Annotated in this window: 9 protein-coding genes; 1 reads left to right on the top strand and 8 read right to left on the bottom strand. The window is 58.1% G+C overall.

Annotated features, from left to right (window positions below):
- Positions 1 to 24: 24 nt before the first annotated feature.
- A complete protein-coding gene (locus ACFE7X_RS00760; protein ID WP_375433738.1) occupies positions 25 to 1,659 on the bottom strand; it encodes a fucose isomerase in 1,635 nt (544 codons plus the stop codon).
- A 560-nt stretch (positions 1,660 to 2,219) separates the two neighbouring features.
- On the opposite strand from ACFE7X_RS00760, the gene ACFE7X_RS00755 reads away from it, so the two are divergent.
- The gene (locus tag ACFE7X_RS00755; RefSeq protein WP_375433737.1) at positions 2,220 to 3,113 is read left to right on the top strand and encodes an AraC family transcriptional regulator; all 894 of its coding nucleotides are present in this window, start codon (positions 2,220 to 2,222) and stop codon (positions 3,111 to 3,113) included.
- Positions 3,114 to 3,192: 79 nt separating this feature from the next.
- On the opposite strand, the gene ACFE7X_RS00750 is transcribed toward ACFE7X_RS00755, so the two are convergent.
- The 7 genes from ACFE7X_RS00750 to ACFE7X_RS00720 all read right to left on the bottom strand — a co-directional run bounded on the left by ACFE7X_RS00750 (position 3,193) and on the right by ACFE7X_RS00720 (position 18,951).
- The gene (locus ACFE7X_RS00750; protein WP_375433736.1) at positions 3,193 to 4,116 is read right to left on the bottom strand and encodes a dihydrodipicolinate synthase family protein; all 924 of its coding nucleotides are present in this window, start codon (positions 4,114 to 4,116) and stop codon (positions 3,193 to 3,195) included.
- A 66-nt stretch (positions 4,117 to 4,182) separates the two neighbouring features.
- Positions 4,183 to 5,778 (bottom strand): sodium:solute symporter, encoded by a 1,596-nt coding sequence (locus tag ACFE7X_RS00745; protein WP_375433735.1) that lies wholly within the window; start codon positions 5,776 to 5,778, stop codon positions 4,183 to 4,185.
- Positions 5,779 to 5,927: 149 nt separating this feature from the next.
- Positions 5,928 to 9,521, bottom strand: a complete 3,594-nt coding sequence (locus tag ACFE7X_RS00740) for a malectin domain-containing carbohydrate-binding protein (RefSeq protein ID WP_375433734.1) — start codon at positions 9,519 to 9,521, stop codon at positions 5,928 to 5,930.
- A 378-nt stretch (positions 9,522 to 9,899) separates the two neighbouring features.
- Positions 9,900 to 12,725 carry a glycoside hydrolase N-terminal domain-containing protein gene (locus ACFE7X_RS00735; protein ID WP_375433733.1) on the bottom strand — a complete coding sequence of 942 codons (2,826 nt, stop codon included), beginning with the start codon at positions 12,723 to 12,725 and terminating at the stop codon, positions 9,900 to 9,902.
- A 131-nt stretch (positions 12,726 to 12,856) separates the two neighbouring features.
- Complete coding sequence (locus ACFE7X_RS00730) at positions 12,857 to 14,422, bottom strand: glycoside hydrolase family 28 protein (RefSeq protein ID WP_375433732.1); 1,566 nt, start codon at positions 14,420 to 14,422, stop codon at positions 12,857 to 12,859.
- A 193-nt stretch (positions 14,423 to 14,615) separates the two neighbouring features.
- Positions 14,616 to 16,184: a glycosyl hydrolase family 65 protein gene (locus tag ACFE7X_RS00725; protein WP_375433731.1), complete on the bottom strand. Its 1,569-nt coding sequence runs from the start codon at positions 16,182 to 16,184 to the stop codon at positions 14,616 to 14,618.
- Positions 16,185 to 16,212: 28 nt separating this feature from the next.
- Positions 16,213 to 18,951 carry a hypothetical protein gene (locus ACFE7X_RS00720; RefSeq protein WP_375433730.1) on the bottom strand — a complete coding sequence of 913 codons (2,739 nt, stop codon included), beginning with the start codon at positions 18,949 to 18,951 and terminating at the stop codon, positions 16,213 to 16,215.
- Between the last annotated feature and the right edge of the window lie 394 nt (positions 18,952 to 19,345).

The following is a 19,345-nucleotide window of genomic DNA, read 5'->3' as shown; positions in this document are numbered from 1 at the left end:
TAGGTGTGAGGTTATTACAAAAGCTTAGCCGGGCAACACGGCTTGTGCCTGCTTGGCTGGGGTGGTAATGCCGGCCACTTCTCCGCAGAAGTGCACTTCCACGCCCAGCTCGGCGAGGGCCGCCGCCTTGATGCGGCAGGCCTGATGCGCCTTGGCTTCGTAGGGGGTGTACACCACTTGGATGTGGTTGGCTTTGTGGCGCGCCATCATCTGGTTGCGGCTCACGCCCCGGAGTACGGTGTGCATAATCGGCCACTCCGGCGTGGTTTCCTGCCAACGGCGCTCGGTTTCGGCAGCGGGCAGCGCCACGGCTTCGCCCACGCCTAAGTCGCAGTGCAGCTTGTTGTTCATCACGTAGATCCGGCTCCAAACCAAAGAACCCGGCCGACTGATGCCCTTCAGGCTGCCCCCGCCCAAGCGGAAATACATGGGCGGCTGCCGCTCACTAACGGCCCCTTCATAGCCCCCAATAAAGTGCGCTGGTGGCGCAGCACCCGAAATCAGGAACACCCACACAAACTCCTCACCAGCACCCGTATCAAACGATTGTCCCCAGCGCAAATCGTGCAGCGTGGTTTCGCCTGACAAGCCCAGCTCGTTCCACAAGCGGTAGGTGAGCAGGGCGTCGAGGCCGGCGCACTCGTCTACTTCGTTGAAGTGGGGCAGCGCCTGGCCGGCGTACAGTTCCTCACCGGTTTTGGAAAAGACGGGCGGCCGGTCGGTGTTGTTGAGCAGCCCTTCTACCAGGTCACTGGCGACTGTCAAGTCCTTGAGGCCCTGCTGGTACTGAATCCCGATGGTGTCGCAGCCGAATTCGGCGGCAATGCGCACGGCGGCAATGTACATCTTGCACTGCTCCAGGGTCTGGGCGCGGGTGAGCTGGGTTTCTTCGTTGGTGCCCCAAGCGAACTTCATGCCTTTGGCTAGCAGCCAATTGAGCACGGCGTGGGCTTCGCTGTCGGTTACGTCGCGCATGGCGGCGTAGAGCGTGGCTTGGCTGAGGCGCTCCTTAAATACGCCGGTGGGGTGCAGCAGTTCGTCGGGCACAATGGCGTTGTACATGCCCATGCAGCCTTCATCGAAAACGCCCATGATGGCTTTGTTTTGCCGGAACTTCTGCCCAAACGTGCGGCCGATCACCTCATCAGCGGAAGGCAAACTCACGCCGGAAAAACTCTTGACGTGGCTATGGTCGTGGGTGATGCGGCCCTCGGTCAGCCATTGCTGCAAGCTGCTTTCAAAGAAAGGGTCGGTGAAATCTTCGCTCCACAAGGTGCTGTAGGCCACGCCGGCTTTGGTGAGGCAGCCGTTTAGGTTCAGCATGCCCACTAGGCCGGGCCATTGCCCGCTCCAGTTGGCCACCGTCAGGATGGGGCCTTGGTGCGTGGTGAGGCCGGCCAGTACGTGGTGCGAGTACTGCCACACGCTTTCGGCCACGATCAGCGGCTGCTGCGGGTCAATGTTGCGGAACACCTCCATGCCCATCTTCTGCGAGTCGATGAAGCCGTGCTGCTTTTCTAAGTCGTAGGTGTGGGCCCGCTTCACCGACCAGCCTTGGCGCGCAATGGCGGCACCGAGCTGTCCTTCCATGGCGTACTGCGCTGCCCAGCAATTCTGGTTGGCCGCGAGTCGCAAATCACCGCTGGCGATTAACAACACTTGCTTTGAGGAAACGAGATTCACGCTTGCTGCTAATTAAAGAGTAGAAGATGCAGTTAAACAAGCTCTTACCTGCCGGGCAACTTATTTTGGTGGCTGCTCGGCGCCCTACCTGAAAAGCAACTGCAACGAATTCCGCGGTTGTTTTCGCAAGGCAAAAGGGCAGCGAAGGCAGGAAAGACTTCCTCTACAAATATGCTAGCAGTTGAGGCGGGGTCTCTAGCGATTATTAGCTACTTAGTATAGGATGTTATCATGCCGCCGGTATCACGGGAATCCTGACCTTGCTTGGCGCAGCCACGCAAAGGTTTGCGCTGGGCAGCGTTGGCCCGTAATATTCTAGTATTTCAGGTATCGCAACCGATTCAGGCAGTAGACTACAGGAGAGTGCAATCGATAGCGTAAAATATATTAGTGGCAATTCCCCCACTTCCGCCCTTGCTTTTGCATCGGTTCCAGGTATTTGATGCCAGGATAAGATCCTAGAATAAGCTGGTTGCTGAGGCTGCTATGTAGCCAGTTACTTATTGCTCTACCTTCCACTCTTACCTTTCCTTCCCATGAAAGCCCACTTTCACAAAATTCCAGTTAACAACCAGAGTTCCTTCAGCATCCGCCACGACCGGAAGCCCAACTTTGGTACCATCTGGCATTATCACCCGGAGCTTGAACTGCACTATGTGATTCGGGGGGAAGGGGTGCGCTTGGTAGGCGACAACATCAGCAACTTTTCGGCGGGCGAGATTATTCTGCTAGGCGCCAACCTGCCCCACACGTGGCGTTGCAACGAAGAGTATTTTCAGTGCAATCCGGAGCTGGAAGTGGAAGCTGTGGTTATCCAGTTTCTGCCCGAATGCCTAGGCCGTTATCTGCTAGGTTTGCCCGAAGCGTATTTGATTCCCAAGCTGTTCGAGAAGGCGAAAAGTGGCCTCATCCTCAGCGGCGACGCCAAGGCCCGGCTGGCGCCCCTGATGCTGGCCGCCGTGCACGCCACCGACCTCGACCGCATCATCATCTTCCTGTCCATCCTGAAAATCCTGTCGGAGACGACGGAAATCGAGACGATTGCCTCGGAGCACCACGCCTTCAAGCAAAGCAACGAGTCGGATGTGCAGCGCATCAATAAGGTGTGCAACTACACACTGTCCAACTACAAAAAGGAAATCACGCTCGAAGAAATTGCCTCTATCAGCAACCTGAGCGTGACTTCTTTCTGTCGGTACTTCAAACTGATAACCAAGAAAACCTACTACGATTTCCTCATCGAGATTCGCATCAGCCAGTCTTGCCGCCTGCTCATCGAGGACAAGCTACCCACCGAGGTAATCTGCTTTGAGTGCGGCTTCAACAACGTGTCCAACTTCTATCGGCACTTCAAGAAGATCACCAAAATGACACCGCTCGAATACAAGAAGAAGTACCTGCACAGCTACAAAGAGTTGGCCGCAGCGTAAGCAACCCAACGTAAAAAGGCCATTATGCGTGAGCTGTGCTCAGCATAATGGCCTTTTTCCTCTCACACCAGTGCCCCTTTTACACTAGTTCCAGGCTTCTGCTCAGGACGTTGTAGTCCCCGCAGAGAGCTTCCACGCCCTGCCGAATCGAGCTGGTGAAGGTGCCTACTCGACGGCGGGTAAAGGTGGAAATATCCATGCCCCGCTGCTTGAGCGAGTACTTTGCCACGATGGGATACACGTTGTGCATCACGTCCATGTTCTTGATAAAGAACTGCTGCACCGCGTCTACTTCCGCCGCGGCTTGGGGGTTGTCGTAGTTGTTGCAGAGCCACACAATCAGTTCAGGGAAGAAGTTGCCTTGGATGCACGACAATCCCGCCGCGCCGGCCCGCAACGACTCCACCGCGTGACCCATATAGGCATCATACAAACCGAAAGGGTGGCCTTCCACAGCCGCAAGTTTGGCCTGTACTTGCCTGATATCTAGGCAGGTGTCTTTGTGGTAGGTCACGCGGCCCGTGTCCACGAACTGCCCGAGCTGCTTGGCTGACAGCACGCGTTTGTATGGCTCGGGACACTCGTAGAAGCCGATAGGAATGCCCGGCGTCCAGTCTAAGAGCCGGAAGATTCGCTCGTCGAACACCGCGTCCGACTCTTGCTCGGCGGCTAGCAGGCCGGTGATGACGATGACGGCTTCGGTGCCAGCGTCGTACACTTTCTTCACGAAATCGGCTTGCTCGTTGAGGGCGCCGGCGAAGGTGCCGGTAGCTACCACGGGCACGGCGGCGCCCACCACATCCACCACGTGGCGGATGGTTTCAAGCCGTTCTTGCGCGCTCAGCTCGAACATTTCGCTGGACAAGCAATTGGCGAATAAACCAGCGGCGCCGGCTTCTAAGTACAATTCTGTCAGGCGAGTAAGGGCCGGATAATCGATTTGCCCGTCGTTCTGAAAGGGCATAAGCATAACGGGGATAAATCCCTTCGGCGTTTTTTCCATGGTTGGGGTAGACGACTTGTCCGGTAGTGGGGCCACGCGGGGCCTATCAGGTTAGCAAGTGGGCACTTAGTGGACGGGCTGCTCGATTTCCTCGGGCCGGCTGGCTACCATCGGGCTTTTACGGAGCCGGGAAAGCAGTAGTCCAATCAAAAAGATAGTCAGCGTACCGACCACGATAATCATGCTTTTGTGCAGCGGGTTACGGAGCGGGCCGAAGCTCTCGGGTAGGTTGGGCGAAAACGTCATCCAGAGAATGACCAGCACGCCAATGGCAGTAGCGGTGAGGGCTTCGTGGTTGCGGGTTTGGCGACTGATGACGGCCAGCAGAAACAAGCCGAGCATGCCCGCCGCAAAAATCCCCGACAGCTCCCACCACACATCCAGCACACTCTTCACCCCAATCATGGCAATGCCGGTGCCCATGCCCATCAGCCCGACCACCACCGTGCCGAGGTGCAGCACGCGCATGGTTTGCCGGCCGCTGAGGTTGGGCTTGAAATACCGCTCGTAGATGTCGGCAGTGAAAACAGTGGCCGAGGCATTCATCCCGGAGCTGATGGTGCTCATGGCCGCCGACAGGATAGCCGACACAATGAGCCCGACGAAACCCGGTGGAATCTTGATGACCATGAAATGCGGCATCACCTTGTCGCCGTAGTCGGTGGGCAGCAGTTGCGCGGCCGTCTGGCTTATTTGGGCCGCGGTGGCAGTGAGCGGCAACCGCTCGGCAGCCACTTTCAGCTTCACGGCCTCAATCAGCTCGGGGTGCACTTGGTAGTAAGCAAACAGCGCCGTGCCGATAACGAAGAACAGCAGCGAGGCCGGCAGGTACAGCAGCACGCATAGCCAAATGGATTTGGCAGCCTGCTTGGCCGACGCCGCCGTGTGGTAGCGCTGCACATAGTTCTGGTCGACCCCGAAGTTGTTGAGGTTGATAAAGAAGCCGTACAGCAACACCACCCAAAACGTGGATTGGGTGAAATCGGGTGCGAAACCACCCAAGCTGAACTTGTCGTTTTGCTGCCCGATGGTGCCAATGTTGGCGATGCCACCCGGCATGTTCTCGACAATCAGATACAGAATCAGCAGCGCGCCGAAGGTCTTGATGACGCCCTGCACCACCTCGGTCCAGATAACGGCCTCAATGCCGCCGAGCACGGTGTATACGATGATGCAAATGCCCGTCACCAGCATAATCATCTCCATCGAGAAGCCCGTCAGGGCCTGCAACGTGAGGGCAATGCCGAAGAAGATAGAGCCGATGCGGGCTAGTTGCGTCAGCAGAAAACACACCACGGCGTAGGTACGGGCCCAGCTCCCGAAACGCTTTTCGAGGTGCGTATAGGCCGAAATTTCGCCGGTGCTGCGGTAGAACGGCACGAAATAGCGGGCCGCTACCCACGCCGCCAGCGGCATCGAGATACTGAACACAAAGGCATTCCAGTTGGTACCGAACGCCTTGCCCGGCACGCCCAAGAAGGTGTTGCTACTCAGGAAAGTAGCGTAGATGGACATGCCAATGGCCCAGCCCGGAATAGAGCCGGAGGCACTGGAGTATTGTTCAGGATTCTTGTTTTTGCGGGCGAAATACACCCCCACGGCTATCATAGCCACGAGGTAGAGCGCAATAATGGCCAGGTCGAGAACTCGCAGATTGTTCATGGGACAATATTTGTCGAAATGCGGAGAATCCTTGCCTGAAGCCTTCAATAGCAGTATCAGTAGCAAATTTACCTGCCCCTGCTACAGGGTTGGTGTATGATTTTCCCTTCCTATTGTAGCATCTTCGCTTCCCTAGATTTTTCCGGGTTTTATTGCACTTCCAACCCCGATACGCTGAGCCCGGCGGCATCGGTGCCGCTGAATTTGATCTTGTAGCTGCCCGCGTTGATCATCGAGCCGGTGGAGCTAGCCAGGTAATTCCACTTGCCGGGTTTGGAAGGCACCAGTTCTACCTCTTCTTCCTTGAGCACCGTGCCATCGGCCAGGGCCACGGAAAGCTTGCCTTTCAGCGGTTTGGCTAACTGGTTGGCGTAGCGCAAAGTCAGGGAATACGTATCGGCGACGCCTACGCTGATGGTCCATTCCACGGCCCCGCCGGCGGCTTCCTTGAACGTGACACTTTCCTTTTCGTGCACCACGTCTTTCACCACCCCTGCCCCCGACAAACGGGCCGTAGCCGGCTTGTAGCCAGTTACGGGCTTCAAGTCGTAGGCCGGCTCGATGGTGGTAGCCCGGTTGACGGCCCCGAGGTAAGGCAAAGCGTCCGGGGTAGTGGCGCGGCTATCGGGGCCGAGCGTGACGGCAGCGCCGGCAGGAAACCGCTTGCGGTACACCCGGAACGTTCGGCCACCCGCGTAGCTGATTTCCAGCGTGGTTTTGGTGTCCTCGTATTCTCGCAGCCAAGCGGGTGCGGTGCTTTGCTTGGCATCTAGACCGATGTACACGTCGGCCGCGGTGGTTACCTTGAAGGTAGCGCGAGGCTTGGTTGTGGAAGCTAGGAGTAGCGGCGCACGCAGCCACTCGGCGCCGTACAAGGCGGAAGGCAGGCTGCTGAACATGGTTTGGTCGTTGGTGTAGGGAGAGTTGCCCGTATCCAGCCAGGTTTGGGCTGCCCATTGCGCCGCCGGGGCTTGGTCGGCTACGGTTAGGCTGCTGATGACTGGTTGCGGGGCGGGCGCGGGCTTCGCATTGGCGTCGGTGCTGGCAATGGCAATGCCGGAAATCAGGGCCTGCCCGGATGCTACGTGCGGAAACGACACGACGAGCTGCCCGTCTGTCACGCGCACTTTCACCGTCTTTTTCAGGGCTTGGTCGTGGCCCGCTTCCTTCCAAATGTCCAGGTCCTTGAGTACCGTCAGGTTGTTAACGGCCACGTCGAACAAGCGCCAGCCGGTGCAGTCGAGCCCGCCGCCAGTGCCAAGCCAAGGCTCCACGAAGTACAGTTCCACCAGGTATTCGCCATTAGGCACCGGGAAGAAGTAGCGCAACTTCTCGCGGCCGTAGCGGAAGCTCTGGAACAGTGGCCAGTCGGTGGTGCCTTTGATGGGGTCGTGGGTGCGGCGCTGGCTGGCGAAGAATGGCGACAAGCCCGGGAAGTCCTGCGTCCACGACTCGGAACCCCAGGTTTGGGGAGTGGTGCGCGGCTGGTCGGCTTGCCAGGTGCTGCCGTGGCGGTCCACGTACGCCGGCCCACCGCAGTTCACCCGGTACAGGTAGTTCTGGCCTGGCTGCGGTGCCGTAATAGGTTGCGCCTCGGCCAAAAACGCCTTGAACCCAGGCGCTTCAGGCAAGTGGTTGAGCACGATGTAGTCGCGGACCACGGCCTTGCCGGCCACGTAGCCCACGGCGTATAGCACGTTGTAGCGCACGTCGGCCCCATCCCACTGGAAATGGGTGCCGATGCCGGCGCGGGTTTTGCGGCCCAGCGAAGCGGCATTCACGTCGTTGAACAGCTCCACTTCGTCGCAGTTTGAGTACACCGCAATGCTGTCTTTGCGCCCCGGTTTCAGCCACCGGTCGGGCCAGGTGTGCGAGGCAATGTAGACTATGGGCTCCTTGTCCTTGGGGGCGTAGTTGGCGCGGAACATGTAAAACGCATCCGTCGGCTCTTCCCAAGGCGTCAGCAAACCCTTGTAGTTCACCGGGCCGATGCGGTCTAGTTCGCGCTGGCCCTCCCCGCCTTGCACCCGGCCGGGATTGTCGTGGGAGGTGAACAGCCAGAAGAAATGACCAGCAGTTTTGTCTTTGGCCGCTTCCGCGAGGCGCACTTTCAGCTCCATAAGCTGCGTGAAACGGTCTTCGCTGAACGGGCCGCTGTTGAATTTTGGGGGGCCTTCGGAGTGCAGATCGAGGGTGCGCCAGGCGCCGTACTCCCCAATGAGCACCTGCCGCTCCACGTCGGCGGCGTAGGTGTTAGGGTCGCCGCCGTAGGTGCCGGTCCAGTTTTGGGGTACATCCCAATCGGTGCCCTTACCGCCATTGCAAGTCGTGACTTTGCGCTGACTGGAGGCTGTGGGGTCAAGCTGGCGGATGAGGGCGGTGCATTCGCGGGCAAAGTCTTCGGGCAACGTGCTTTCGTTTTCCAGCCCCCACAGCACGATGGACGGGCTGTTGCGCCGCTCCTTCACCCAATCAACGAGCAGGGTTTTGAAGTTCTGGCGGAATGCCGGGTTATCGTACCACACGTGGGCGGCCAGTTGCGGCCACCAGAGCAAGCCCAATGAATCCCAATTGGCTTGGTAGCGCAGGTTGTGGGGTTGGTGCGCGTCGCGGAAGGCATTGAATCCGGCGGCTTTCATTTGCTCTACCCGCGTCCGGATCTGCTCGGCCCCAAAGGCGTGGCTTTGGCCGAGCAGGTGCTCGTATTCGGCAATGCCGTTGATGAAAACGGGCTTGTCATTCAGCAGAAACTGCTTGTGCTTGGCCGCGGCCGGTCCAATCGGCCAACTAATCCAGCGAATCCCGTACGGCGTTTCCAACTCGTCCAGCACCTTTCCTTTCGCATGCACTTGCGTCACGAGCCGGTACAGATACGGGTCATCCAACGACCACAAATGCGGCTGCGTGAGCGTCGGCAGCAACTGCCGAACCTGCACGGTCTTGCCTGCCGCCAGCTTATGCTTGGATTTGCTTTCCGCAACCTTCTTGCCCTCCCGATCAAACAGCTGATTAACCACCATCACGGTCTGCTGCTTGCCGTGATAGTTGCGCACTTCCGAATCCACGTGCAGTTGCGCCGCCTGCGCCGACACGGTGGAATCGGCCCAGATGTGCACACCAAACGGCTCAATCCGCACCGGATCGGTGACAATCAACTGCACCGGCCGGAAAATACCCATCGGCTGTGAGCCTTCCGAGAAACCTCTTTCCTCGGAGCAGCCGCCGCACACCCACGGCAAATCCTGGATGCCAGCCGGATGGTCGGCTCGCACGGCCAACACGTTGGGGCGGCCATCGAGCAGCACGGCTTCGGTTACATCCAGAGTAAACGTGGTCCGGCCCCCGGCATGCGTGCCCACCGGCCGGCCGTTCAGCCACACCGTAGCATAGGACCCCACGCCTTCAAAAAACAGGAAGTACCGTGCGTCCTTTTGGGCAGCCTTCATCGGGAAGGTTTTGCGGTACCAGGCGTAGCCGTGGCGGTTGCCGTGGCGCAGGCGCCGGTAGCCTTCATAGGCATCCCAATTGTGGGGCACCGCCACAGTTTGCCAGCTTTTGTCGTTGAAATCAGGCTTCTCGAAGCCGTCGAAGGCTTGCTGGTTCTTGTCGTCGGCCACCGTGCGCCAATTGTCCGTCAGCGGCACCGCCACCCGCATCCCCGACTGCCCCAACACCGCCGTAGAAGCCAGCAATGCCAAGAGCAGCGGTAGTAAGCAGGTAAGCAGGCGCAAGTGGCTTCGCATAAGAAGGTCTTTGATTCTGTTGTTTATTCTATGATTCTGCTTCGATTTTCATACTGAGGTTACCAACCCACCTAGAACGTCCTGCCGAGCTTGCCGAAGCATCAAGTCATGCTGAGCGCAGTCGAAGCATCTCGCGTGCTGACGCTGAAGAAGGTATTGTCATGCTGAGCGCAGCCGAAGCATCTCGCTAGGGTGGTAAAGCCTTTTGTCGCTGCAACGATTCGAGCGAGATGCTTCGACTGCGCTCAGCATGACAGTTACTTTGGCAACGGCATCTGTACAACGACACCACGCGAGAGGCTTCGGCAAGCTCAGCATGACCGTTGTTATGGGGTGTTTCTAGTTTGATGGGGCATGATTCGCATGCTTCATCTTGGTCTAAATCAACTTCAAATCGGCAGTCAACTTGTATGTCTTGCCGGCTTTGGTTGGGAAGCGCAGTTGCTTAGAGCCGTAGTGCAACACGCACTCTTGTCCCGCTTCTGATTTAATTTCCAGCTGTTGCAACGCGCCTTTTTTCCACTGCATATCCACCACGAAGCCTCCGCGGGCGTGCAGACCGCGGATGGTGCCGTCGGGCCAGGTGGTGGGGAGAGCGGGCAATAGGTCGAGGTAGCCGGCGTGACTTTGCAGCAGCATTTCGGCCATGCCGGCCGCGCCACCAAAGTTGCCGTCGATTTGGAAAGGCGGGTGGGCGTCGAACAGGTTTTTGTACACGCCGCCCTGCTCGCTGCCCGTGGCGTTTTCGGCCGGGGAGAGCAGCTTCTCCAGTATCCGTAGGGCGTGGTTGCCATCTTTGAAGCGCGCCCATAGGTTCACTTTCCAAGCCAAGCTCCAGCCGGTGCCGTCGTCGCCGCGTTGCGTCAGGGAAGTTTGCGCTGCTTGCATCAGTTTCGGGTTGGCATCCCAGGTGATATCGGTTCCGGGAAACACGCCCCAGACGTGCGAAACGTGGCGGTGCGTATCGGTGGGGTCGTCTTTGTCTTCCAGCCACTCTTGCAGCTGCCCGTGCTTCCCGATTTGGTTGGGGGCTATCTGGCTGGCTTTTTCGGTTAGGGCCTGCCGGAAATCGGCATCGGTGCCGAGGGCCTGCGCGGCGGCACTGCAATTCTTGAACAACTCCCTAATCAACTGGTGGTCCATGGTGGGGCCGGCTACCAGGCCGCCGTGCTCGGGCGAATTGGAAGGCGTGCTGATCAACCAACCGGTGCGCGGGTCGTGTACCAGGAAATCCAGGAAAAACGTGGCCGCCTCCTTCATCATGGGGTATTGCTCACGCAAAAACTCCTGGTCGTGCGTGAACTGGTAATGCTCCCAAATGTGCTGGCTCAGCCAAGCCGCTCCCGTCACCCAAATACCGTGGTTGGACGCGTTGATGGGCGCCGTACCGCGCCACAAATCGGTGTTATGGTGCAGCACCCAACCGCGGGCATTGTAGTGCTCTTTGGCCGTGACTTTACCGGCCGCGGTAGCTTCGTTGATAAGCTGCATGAGCGGCGCCGTGCAGGCCGATAGCCCGAGGACTTCGGCCGGCCAGTAGTTCATTTGCAGGTTGATGTTGGTGGTATACTTGCTGCCCCACGAAGGCGTCAAGGACTCGTTCCAGATGCCTTGCAAATTGGCCGCCTGCCCACCTGCCCGTGACGACGAAATCAGCAAATAGCGCCCATACTGCATGTACAGCGCTAACAACGCCGGGTCAGCAGCAGAGCTGAATTGCTTGATCCGCGTATCGGTGGGCAGCTTCTCGTTTTGGCTGTGCCCCAAGTCAACGGAAAAACCATTGAATAGCCCTTGATAGTCGCGGATGTGTTCGGTTTTGAGGTCGGCGAAGGACTTACCGCTGACGTTGCGCAAAGTTTGCTCGACTCGCTTTTCGGGCTGGCCATTTGCTTGCTGATAGTTCTCGAAGTTGGTGGCCGCTGTTAAGACAAAAGTAGCTTCGTCGGCATTTTCCACCTTAAGTTGATCGTTGGTCACTGTTACCTTGCCGCGTGTGGTTTCCACGCGCAGGTAGCTTACGCCGCGCAACACTCCGTCGCGCACTTGCACGGCCAAGGCCAGTGTGTGGTCGTCAACGCGGTATACCTTCTGATTTTTGTGTGGGCTTTGCAGCTGAGCGTTCAAACTGATGCGGCCCTTTTTATCGGCAGTCAGCCGGCAAACAAGGGCATTGCGCGGGGCACTGGTGAAGTATTCTCGGGTGAACGTCACCCCGCCTTGTTTGTACTGCGTCCGGGCCACGGCTTGGCTGATGTCTAACTCCCGTTGGTACTCCATGGCGGCACCCTTCTGCACGAAATCCAGTAGCACGTCCCCAAAGGGTTGGTACGAAGCCTGAAAGCTCGGAAACAACGGGGGCTTGTCGTCCTGTATCCAATACTGCCAGGCCGGATTCAAGGGCACGCCGGTAGCCGGGTCGGCGCCCTCGGGGTACACCACCAGCACCGGTTGCTGCTCTTTCACCCCAATCAGGCCGCCTTTGTCGTAGAAATTAAGCACCTGCACCAGCAACTGATTCACGCCGGGTCGCAACACGGCGGCGGGCACTTGGTAGCGCCGCTTCTTGCTGATGCCTTCGTCGGTGCCGACTTGCCTGCCGTTCACGTAGGTCACGTCCACGTCGCGGATGCGGCCTAGGCTGAGCGTTAGGTTCTTGCCCGCCCAAGCCGCAGGTAACTCGAAGGTGGTTTTAAACCACACGGCCCCATCCAGTCCTTCTAGGCCGGCACTTTCCCAACCGTTAGGTGTGGGCAACTTCAGTGGTTGCCACGCGTGGGTTGTAGCCGCAGCTTCGGCTACGGTGGTAATTTGCACCTGTTTGAGCCACGCGGCTTTTTGGGCGTCGTATTCTTCCTCATGGTCTTTCACGCCCATGAAATGCTCCGCGGCCAAGGCTTCTGCCTCGGCCTGCTTGCCCTCAGCGAGCAACTGCCGGATGGGCTGCAAGTACTGCGCGGCGCCAAGACGGTTGTAGTTGCGCGGCCGGCCAGTCCAAAGTGTAGCTTCGTTGAACTGTATCCGCTCCTGCTCTACCCCACCAAACACCATCCCGCCTAGCCTGCCGTTGCCAATCGGCAGGGCATCGGTCCACTTCGCGGCCGGCTGCGCGTACCAAAGCCTCAACGGTTGCTGCCCCGCGCAAATGCCAGCCATAAGCCAGCACAACAAAGCAAGAAGAACGGTGAGGCGGGGGTGGAGCATGGATGGGGCTCTAAGATGGCATTTTGAACGGTGTAGAGACGCGTATTCGCGTCTTGGCGCTGAACGACTCAAGTCCTTCATTATAAACAATGTCAGCAACACCGAGACGCGAATACGCGTCTCTACACCGTTCAATTCACTGCTACTTTTTCCTTCACCGTTTCGTCTTGGCTTACCGGGGCTTTCACGTACTTGAAGTTGTTGTTTTGCAGCACGATGTTGCGGGTTTTGGCGCCTTTCAGCTTTAGGAAGGTCTCGGTGCCGGCGGCCGGAAACGAGTTGTACACGAAGGCGTCTTCGGTGTTGGTTAGCTCCAGAAGTGGGGTGGCGGTGGAGGGCATGGCGCTACGGATGCCGTCGAGCCAGAGCTGCTGCACGTTTTCGGCGCGCACGGCGGGGCCAGCGGCAGGGTTCACTTGCACGTTGTGGAAGGCGATGTTGCGCGCCTCCTTCACCGTGAAGCCCTGCTTGGCATCGATGTTCATGTTGCTGAACGTGACGTTTTCGATGGGCATTTCGGCCAGGCCGCTCAGCAGGCCGGCTTGATTGCCCTCGGCCGTAATGTTGCTGAAATGAATGTTACGGAACCGCGGCGTGCGCTCCGTGACGGGCTCGGCCGTGGAGTTGGCGTACTGCATGTCCAGCACAATGATCTGCTCACGGATGTTCTTCATCACCACATTATCCACCCGAATGTCCTCGACCACCCCGCCCCTACCGCGGGCCGTTTTGATACGAATACCCCGGTCAGTGCCGTCGAAGATGCAGTTGGAGATGGTGATTTTCTTCACGCCGCCCGACATCTCGCTGCCAATCACCACGCCGCCGTGTCCCGAGAGCATAGTGCAGTTGGTGATGGTGTAGTTTTCGGCCGGCACGTTCATCTTGCGCCCCGCCCGGTCCTTGCCCGATTTGATGGTGATACAGTCGTCGCCGACGCTGATGTGGCAGTTCGAGATGTGCACGTTGCGGCACGACTCAGGGTTAATACCGTCGGTGTTGGGCGAAGGTGGGTTGTTGATGGTGACGCCCGTGATGGTCACGTTTTCGCAGAACTCGGGGTTTACAGTCCAGAACGGCGAATTACGAATGATAATGCCTTCAATCTGCACGTTTTTGCAGTACATCGGCTGGATGAACGGCGGCCGCAAAAAGCCCCGCTCTATCACCCCGGGCAGATCGGGCTTCAGGATGTTAGCGTTGAGGCGAAAGAACTCCTGCTGCCACTTCGAATCCTGGCTTTTGCGGGAGGCACCCTCGGCGAAATCCCACCATTTTTTGCCTTGCCCATCGATGGTGCCACGCCCCTTGATGGTGATGTTCTCGGCTTTGTAGGCGTAGAAAAACGGCGAAAACGTCTTGACATCAATGCCTTCGTAACGCGACTCTACCATGGGCAGGTAGTCGTCGAAATTGTCGCTGAAGTAGAGCACGGCGCCGGCGCCGATGTCAATGGTGATGTTGCTTTTGAGGTGAATTGGGCCGGTTCGGTACTTGCCCGCCGGGAAGTACACCGTGCCACCCCCGGCCTTGGCGGCCGCATCAATGGCCTTCTTGATAGCGGCCGTAGCCAGCTTCGTGCTGTCGTTGCGGGCGCCATATTTCAGCACATTGTAGTACTGCTGCGCCTGTGCGGCTGTAGCACAAAGCAGGAGCAGCAAGCAAAGGCTACTGAGACGAAGGAAGTGGTGTTTCATATTAATTCATTAATACTGGACAGCACCCGGAACGGTCATGCTGAGCGAAGTCGAAGCATCTCGCGTGCTGATGTTGCAATGCTAAACGCAACGATTCGAGCGAGATGCTTCGACTTCGCTCAGCATGACCGTTCTGAATGCGTCATACGCTCAGAATGACGCTTATTACTACGGTTTAATGGGAATTCAACCATCAGCTTGGAAGCTTGGCGGTGGCTTTTCTCAGTTCTTTGCCGTGGTAGATTTCTTTGCCGTCGGCGAAGATGCGCAGGCCCTGGCCTTTGTTGTACTTGGTGCCGGTTTTGTCCCAGAGCACCGTGAGCAGACGGCCGTGGTAGCGTACTTGGTCGAGGCAGAAGTAGTCCCACTTGCCTTGTGGCACCAGCGGAAATAGCTCCACTACATTGTCGGGACGGGGTTTCAAGCCGATTAGGCCGGTGATAATGAGGTCGGCGAAACCGGAGTGATTGTAGTAGCTGCTGCGCGGGTTGTCGCCCTTTAGCCACTCGCCGTTCTTTTCGTCCTGGTACTCGCCGATGTAAGGCACGCCGTTTTTCTGGTGCGACTGCGCGTATTTGCGCAGCTCATCATAGTACACTTGCGCGCTCATGCCGTCCTGGTTTTTGTACTCGGTGAGCAGGTTGGCGAGGCCTTTCAGGGTTTGAGTGGTGGCGTAGGGCCACACGGCGCCGTCCCACTCGCAGCCGTGGCCCGAGCCATGGGTACGGAAGCCGGGCGCGCGCCGTTCGGCGGTAGTAAGGCCCCACGGAGCCCGGAAGCCAGCTGTGTCGGTTAAGTGCGTCCACTGCTGGGCGTAGGTGGGTTTGTCGGCGGGCAGCGAGAAGTACCACGGAATGTAGCCGAGTTCTTCACGCGCTTCGCAGAGGCCACCTTTTTCGTATTGCACTTTGAAGAAGGTGCCCTTCTCGTCCCACAAGGTGCGCTGCACGTCGGCACGAAGCTGCTTGGCTTTCCGCGCATACTTGGTTTGCAGCGTGTCGTTTTTCGCCAGCTTAGCCATAGCCGTCATGGCCTTGGCGTTGCCGTACATGTAGCTGTTGATGGTGGGGCGCATGTTCTTTTCCTTGCGCCCGCCGCTGATGGATTCCTCCATGGCGTCGCGCACATCAAACTGCCAAAACATGCCATTGGGCAGCATCTTTTCCTTTTCCCACTGCCGGTAATCGGCGTTCAGCACGGGCAGCAACTCTTGCACCATGGCCTTGTTGGGGTTCACCAGATACATACTGTACACGGCATCCTGCAACCAGCTGCTAAAGGCGTGCAGCTTGGGTTTGGGCTGCTTGGGGTCGGCGAATAGCCAGAACCGCAGATACTGGTCGATGTATTGCGGGTCGTGTAGCCAGCGGCCTTCGTTGAGGTGATGCCCCAAGGCGCTGCTGATGGTGTTGTGCTTGCCCGCGTGGTTCATTGGGGTGATGAACTCCGTGAAAACGTAGCCGTCGGGCGTTTGCTTGAGGTGCTTGCGGTAAGTCCACCAGCGGTAATAATACGTCTGTTGCAACACCGAATCGGGGCACTCAAACAGCGGCACTTGCTCGGCCAACCAATCGGCAGCTTGCGCATTAGGCACGTGGTTGACGACCGTTTCCTGGTCCATGCTATTGAACCAAGCCACGCTGGAACGCAGCTTATCGGTGGTCAGCACGAAGGGCGCGCGCTGTTGCGCTACAGCCGCGTTGGGAGCTTGCCAGCCGAGAAATCCGAGGAAGAAGAGAAGGGCTTTGGTTTGCAACCGCATGGTGGGGGTTAAGGCCTTTCGGCAGTTCTTACTCAAATAACCAGTCTATTTCCTTGGCCTGCTCGCCCCCGCCGCCGAGGCCGGCGTTGTAGGTGCGAATGGGCTGGTTGGCATCCACGAAGCCCAAGAGCAAGCAGGCGCCTTTGCCCATGTTCAGCGTGTGGGTGCCCGCTTTAAAGGAAAAGGTGTGTACGTTCACGGAGGGCATGCCCGGCACCACCACGGCATTGGCAATCTTGATGTCGGACTGGCCGTAGTCGTTGGCGCTGGCGTCGGTTTCCAGTTGAGGCGTCGGTAGATACCGGGGGCTTTTCTGGTTGAAATAGCCGACCAGCAGCTTCACGGGCTTGGTGGTGGTGAACCGCAGCTCCGTGCCTTCGCTGATTTGCTGCGCTTTGTTCATGCGCAAGCCTTTCAACTTCACTAGCTCCGGTGCTAGGTCCGTAATCAAAGCCGTGGTGTCGGAGAAGGCCGCTTGGCTGGTGGCAACGGCGTACGAGCTGCCCGCTTTGCTAAGCATTGTCACCGATGCGCTTGATAGCGCTACCGATTTCTTGGCCACTGCGCCCGTTTTCACGGCTTTCAGCGAGTCGATGTTGTGGTGCAGGTTCACTAGTTCTTTCTGGTACACCGGCAGCATTTCCACCCACGTTTTGTAGGTACCGTCCACGCCGCGCATCGGAATTTTGCGTTGCGATGTCTGCATACTGTTGGCGTACAGATAGGTGCCTTCAGTCAGTTCCACCAGCTTCTTCCAGTGCCCGATGCTGCGCTCCAGGTACGGTACGGCCTGTTCCAAGTCCGCTATGTTAGCGGAGTACTTGTAGCGTAGCACGCGCAAGGCAGCCTGCACTTTCTCGGCGTAGAAATTGGCCATGGCGTCCTGGCAGTACATGTCGTTTTTGAGCCGCGCAAATTCCGCCTGGTTTTTCGTGATGGCCGGCGCGGCCCGCTCGATGGCGGCTACGGCTTTTTGGCCGTGCGCTACCACTTCGGTAGCTATCTGCGGGGGCGTTTCACCGATGTGCGGTTCCTGCTTGGCTTCCTTGGCGGCATATTCGGTAATCATCTCCCCCTCCGGCGCTTCCGACTCATACAGGAGCGTGAACAGGCCGTAGCGCTTCGGGTTGATGAGTTGGCCCATGAGCATGCCCAGCGTCAGGGTCTGGCGGTTGCCGTCGGTGATGCCGTAGCGGCGCAGCAGCTTAGGCGATATTTCACCGGCCTGCTCGTAGGATTCCAGGATTTGCTTGCCGGCTTCCACATTGCAGCCGTACATCTCGCCGAGCTGGCGGCCCCAATACTCCACTTCGGCGGGGCGGTTGCGGTTGGCTTTCCAGGCGTAGCGCGCCCATTCCTTGTACCAAATCCAGTCCCGATCCACTTGCAGCAGGCGCTCGGGCACTTTGTCGGCAGTGTAGGGCCAGTCCCAATACGAGGCTTGCGGGTACAGGTGCAGGCCGTTAGCCTCGTAGATGTTGTGCATAGCCAACACGCTTTTCTGGATGAAATCGGCCGAGCCGTAGCGGAACGGCTCCAGGTTGGCCAGGATATGCACGTTCTCAATCTGCACCGTCCCGATGCGGCTTAGGCTGCGGTGCAACTCGGCCCACGGACCGCGGGGCTCGTAGGTGGTCAGGGCCTCGCCGTTGAATTTGGCTTCGGTGTAGAGATTTTTGTAGAGCGGCAGGGCGGCTTTCATCACCCGCGGCGCGTCGGTGTCGTGGGCGCGCAGCACGATGGGCGGCTGCGTGGTTTGGCCGAGGGCTTTGAGGCCGTCTTGCACGCCGGGAATAATGGTTTTGGTGAACCAATCCACGTCGTCTTGCCCCACTCCTTCCATGGCCTCGCCTAGCGCCACCATCAACCCCACATTGGGGTACTTCTCCACGAAAGCCGCAATGGACTTGCGCGTGTAATCGGCAATGAGTGGTACAATAGGCCGGTTACGGTCTTGGGTTTTGATGTTGTGTTTCTCGGCAAAAGGCTTCGAGACGATGATGTTGTAGAACATCTGAATCACCCAAATCCCGCGCTTGTCGGCTTCCTCGGTCAGAAAGCGGAACATCTCCTCGTTTTTCTTGAACGTGGCGTCGTCCACTTCCACCGCGTAGGGGTAGTCTTTGAGGCGCACCAACGAGGCAAACGGGTGCCCGTTCCAGAGGTAGAGCGAGTTCATGCGGTTGTCCACCAGCATGTCGAGGTACTTGATCCAGAGCTGCTTGTCGTAGAACCACGGAAACGCTTCGGGCGTGTACGGGTACTCGTACACGCCGCGGCCCGGCAGGTAGGTGGGCTTCTGCACCCCAATGCACGCCCCGCGCAGCACCATTTCCGGTTGGTCGGTGAGGGTGATGTTGTCGGTGAGCTTGCCTAGTGTTTTCACTTGCTCGGCCAGTTCCAGGCAGCCGTACAGCACCCCCGAGTTGTCGGTGCCGCTGATGACAGTGGTGTTTGGGGCAGAGGCAATTGTGAAGCCTTCTTTGCCGGGCTCTTTCGCCGGACTGGTATGGTACGTGGCGGCGGCTTGCTTTAGCAGTTCGTCGGTTGCCTGCCCAATCACGATTAGCCCGCTTTTCTTGGGTAGTTTGTCTTGCTGCACGGTTTTCACTTCGTAGCCGGCCGCTTGCAGGCTGGCTGCCAGCCGAGCAGCACCGAACTGCACGCGGGAATGCGCGTTTTTGGGCAGCAGAATGGTGCGGGTGGGCTGCTTGAGCGGCGGAGCGGCTTGGGCGCTGACCTGAGTTAGCAGCAGGCAGTTAATCAACAGAAAATACCTAGTAGCAAGACACTTCCATACACTCAAGTTCATGGGGGCTTCGTATTACGAGGTGTTGCAGGCGCACAACCGGGGGGTAGTTGGCACGCTGCGGGGTGGGTAGGTTGATCGGCCGCCGGACAGCAGGTCCGGATGTTATCAAAGATACCTGGGCGTTGCACCGCTAGCTTATATAATATTCTCACGCTGTTGTAGCATGTTGCCATCCGCAAAACCGCCCGCTTGGCTTGCTATTCGGCAATTGTTTTGTCGTATTGGCAGCAGAAAAAACCAGTCAATAAAAGCGTCTTGATGTTCCTTTCCATATTGCTTAACCTGTTGTTCTGGTGCAGCAAACCAGGGTATGGGCAGCGAGAAAACAGAACGGTCATGCTGGCGGAGC

Origin of the sequence: uncultured Hymenobacter sp. (genome assembly GCF_964242765.1) — a bacterium.
Classification (GTDB): Bacteria; Bacteroidota; Bacteroidia; order Cytophagales; family Hymenobacteraceae; genus Hymenobacter.
Note: the sequence above shows the minus strand (reverse complement) of the source record. Positions and strands in the feature narration are given on the sequence as shown.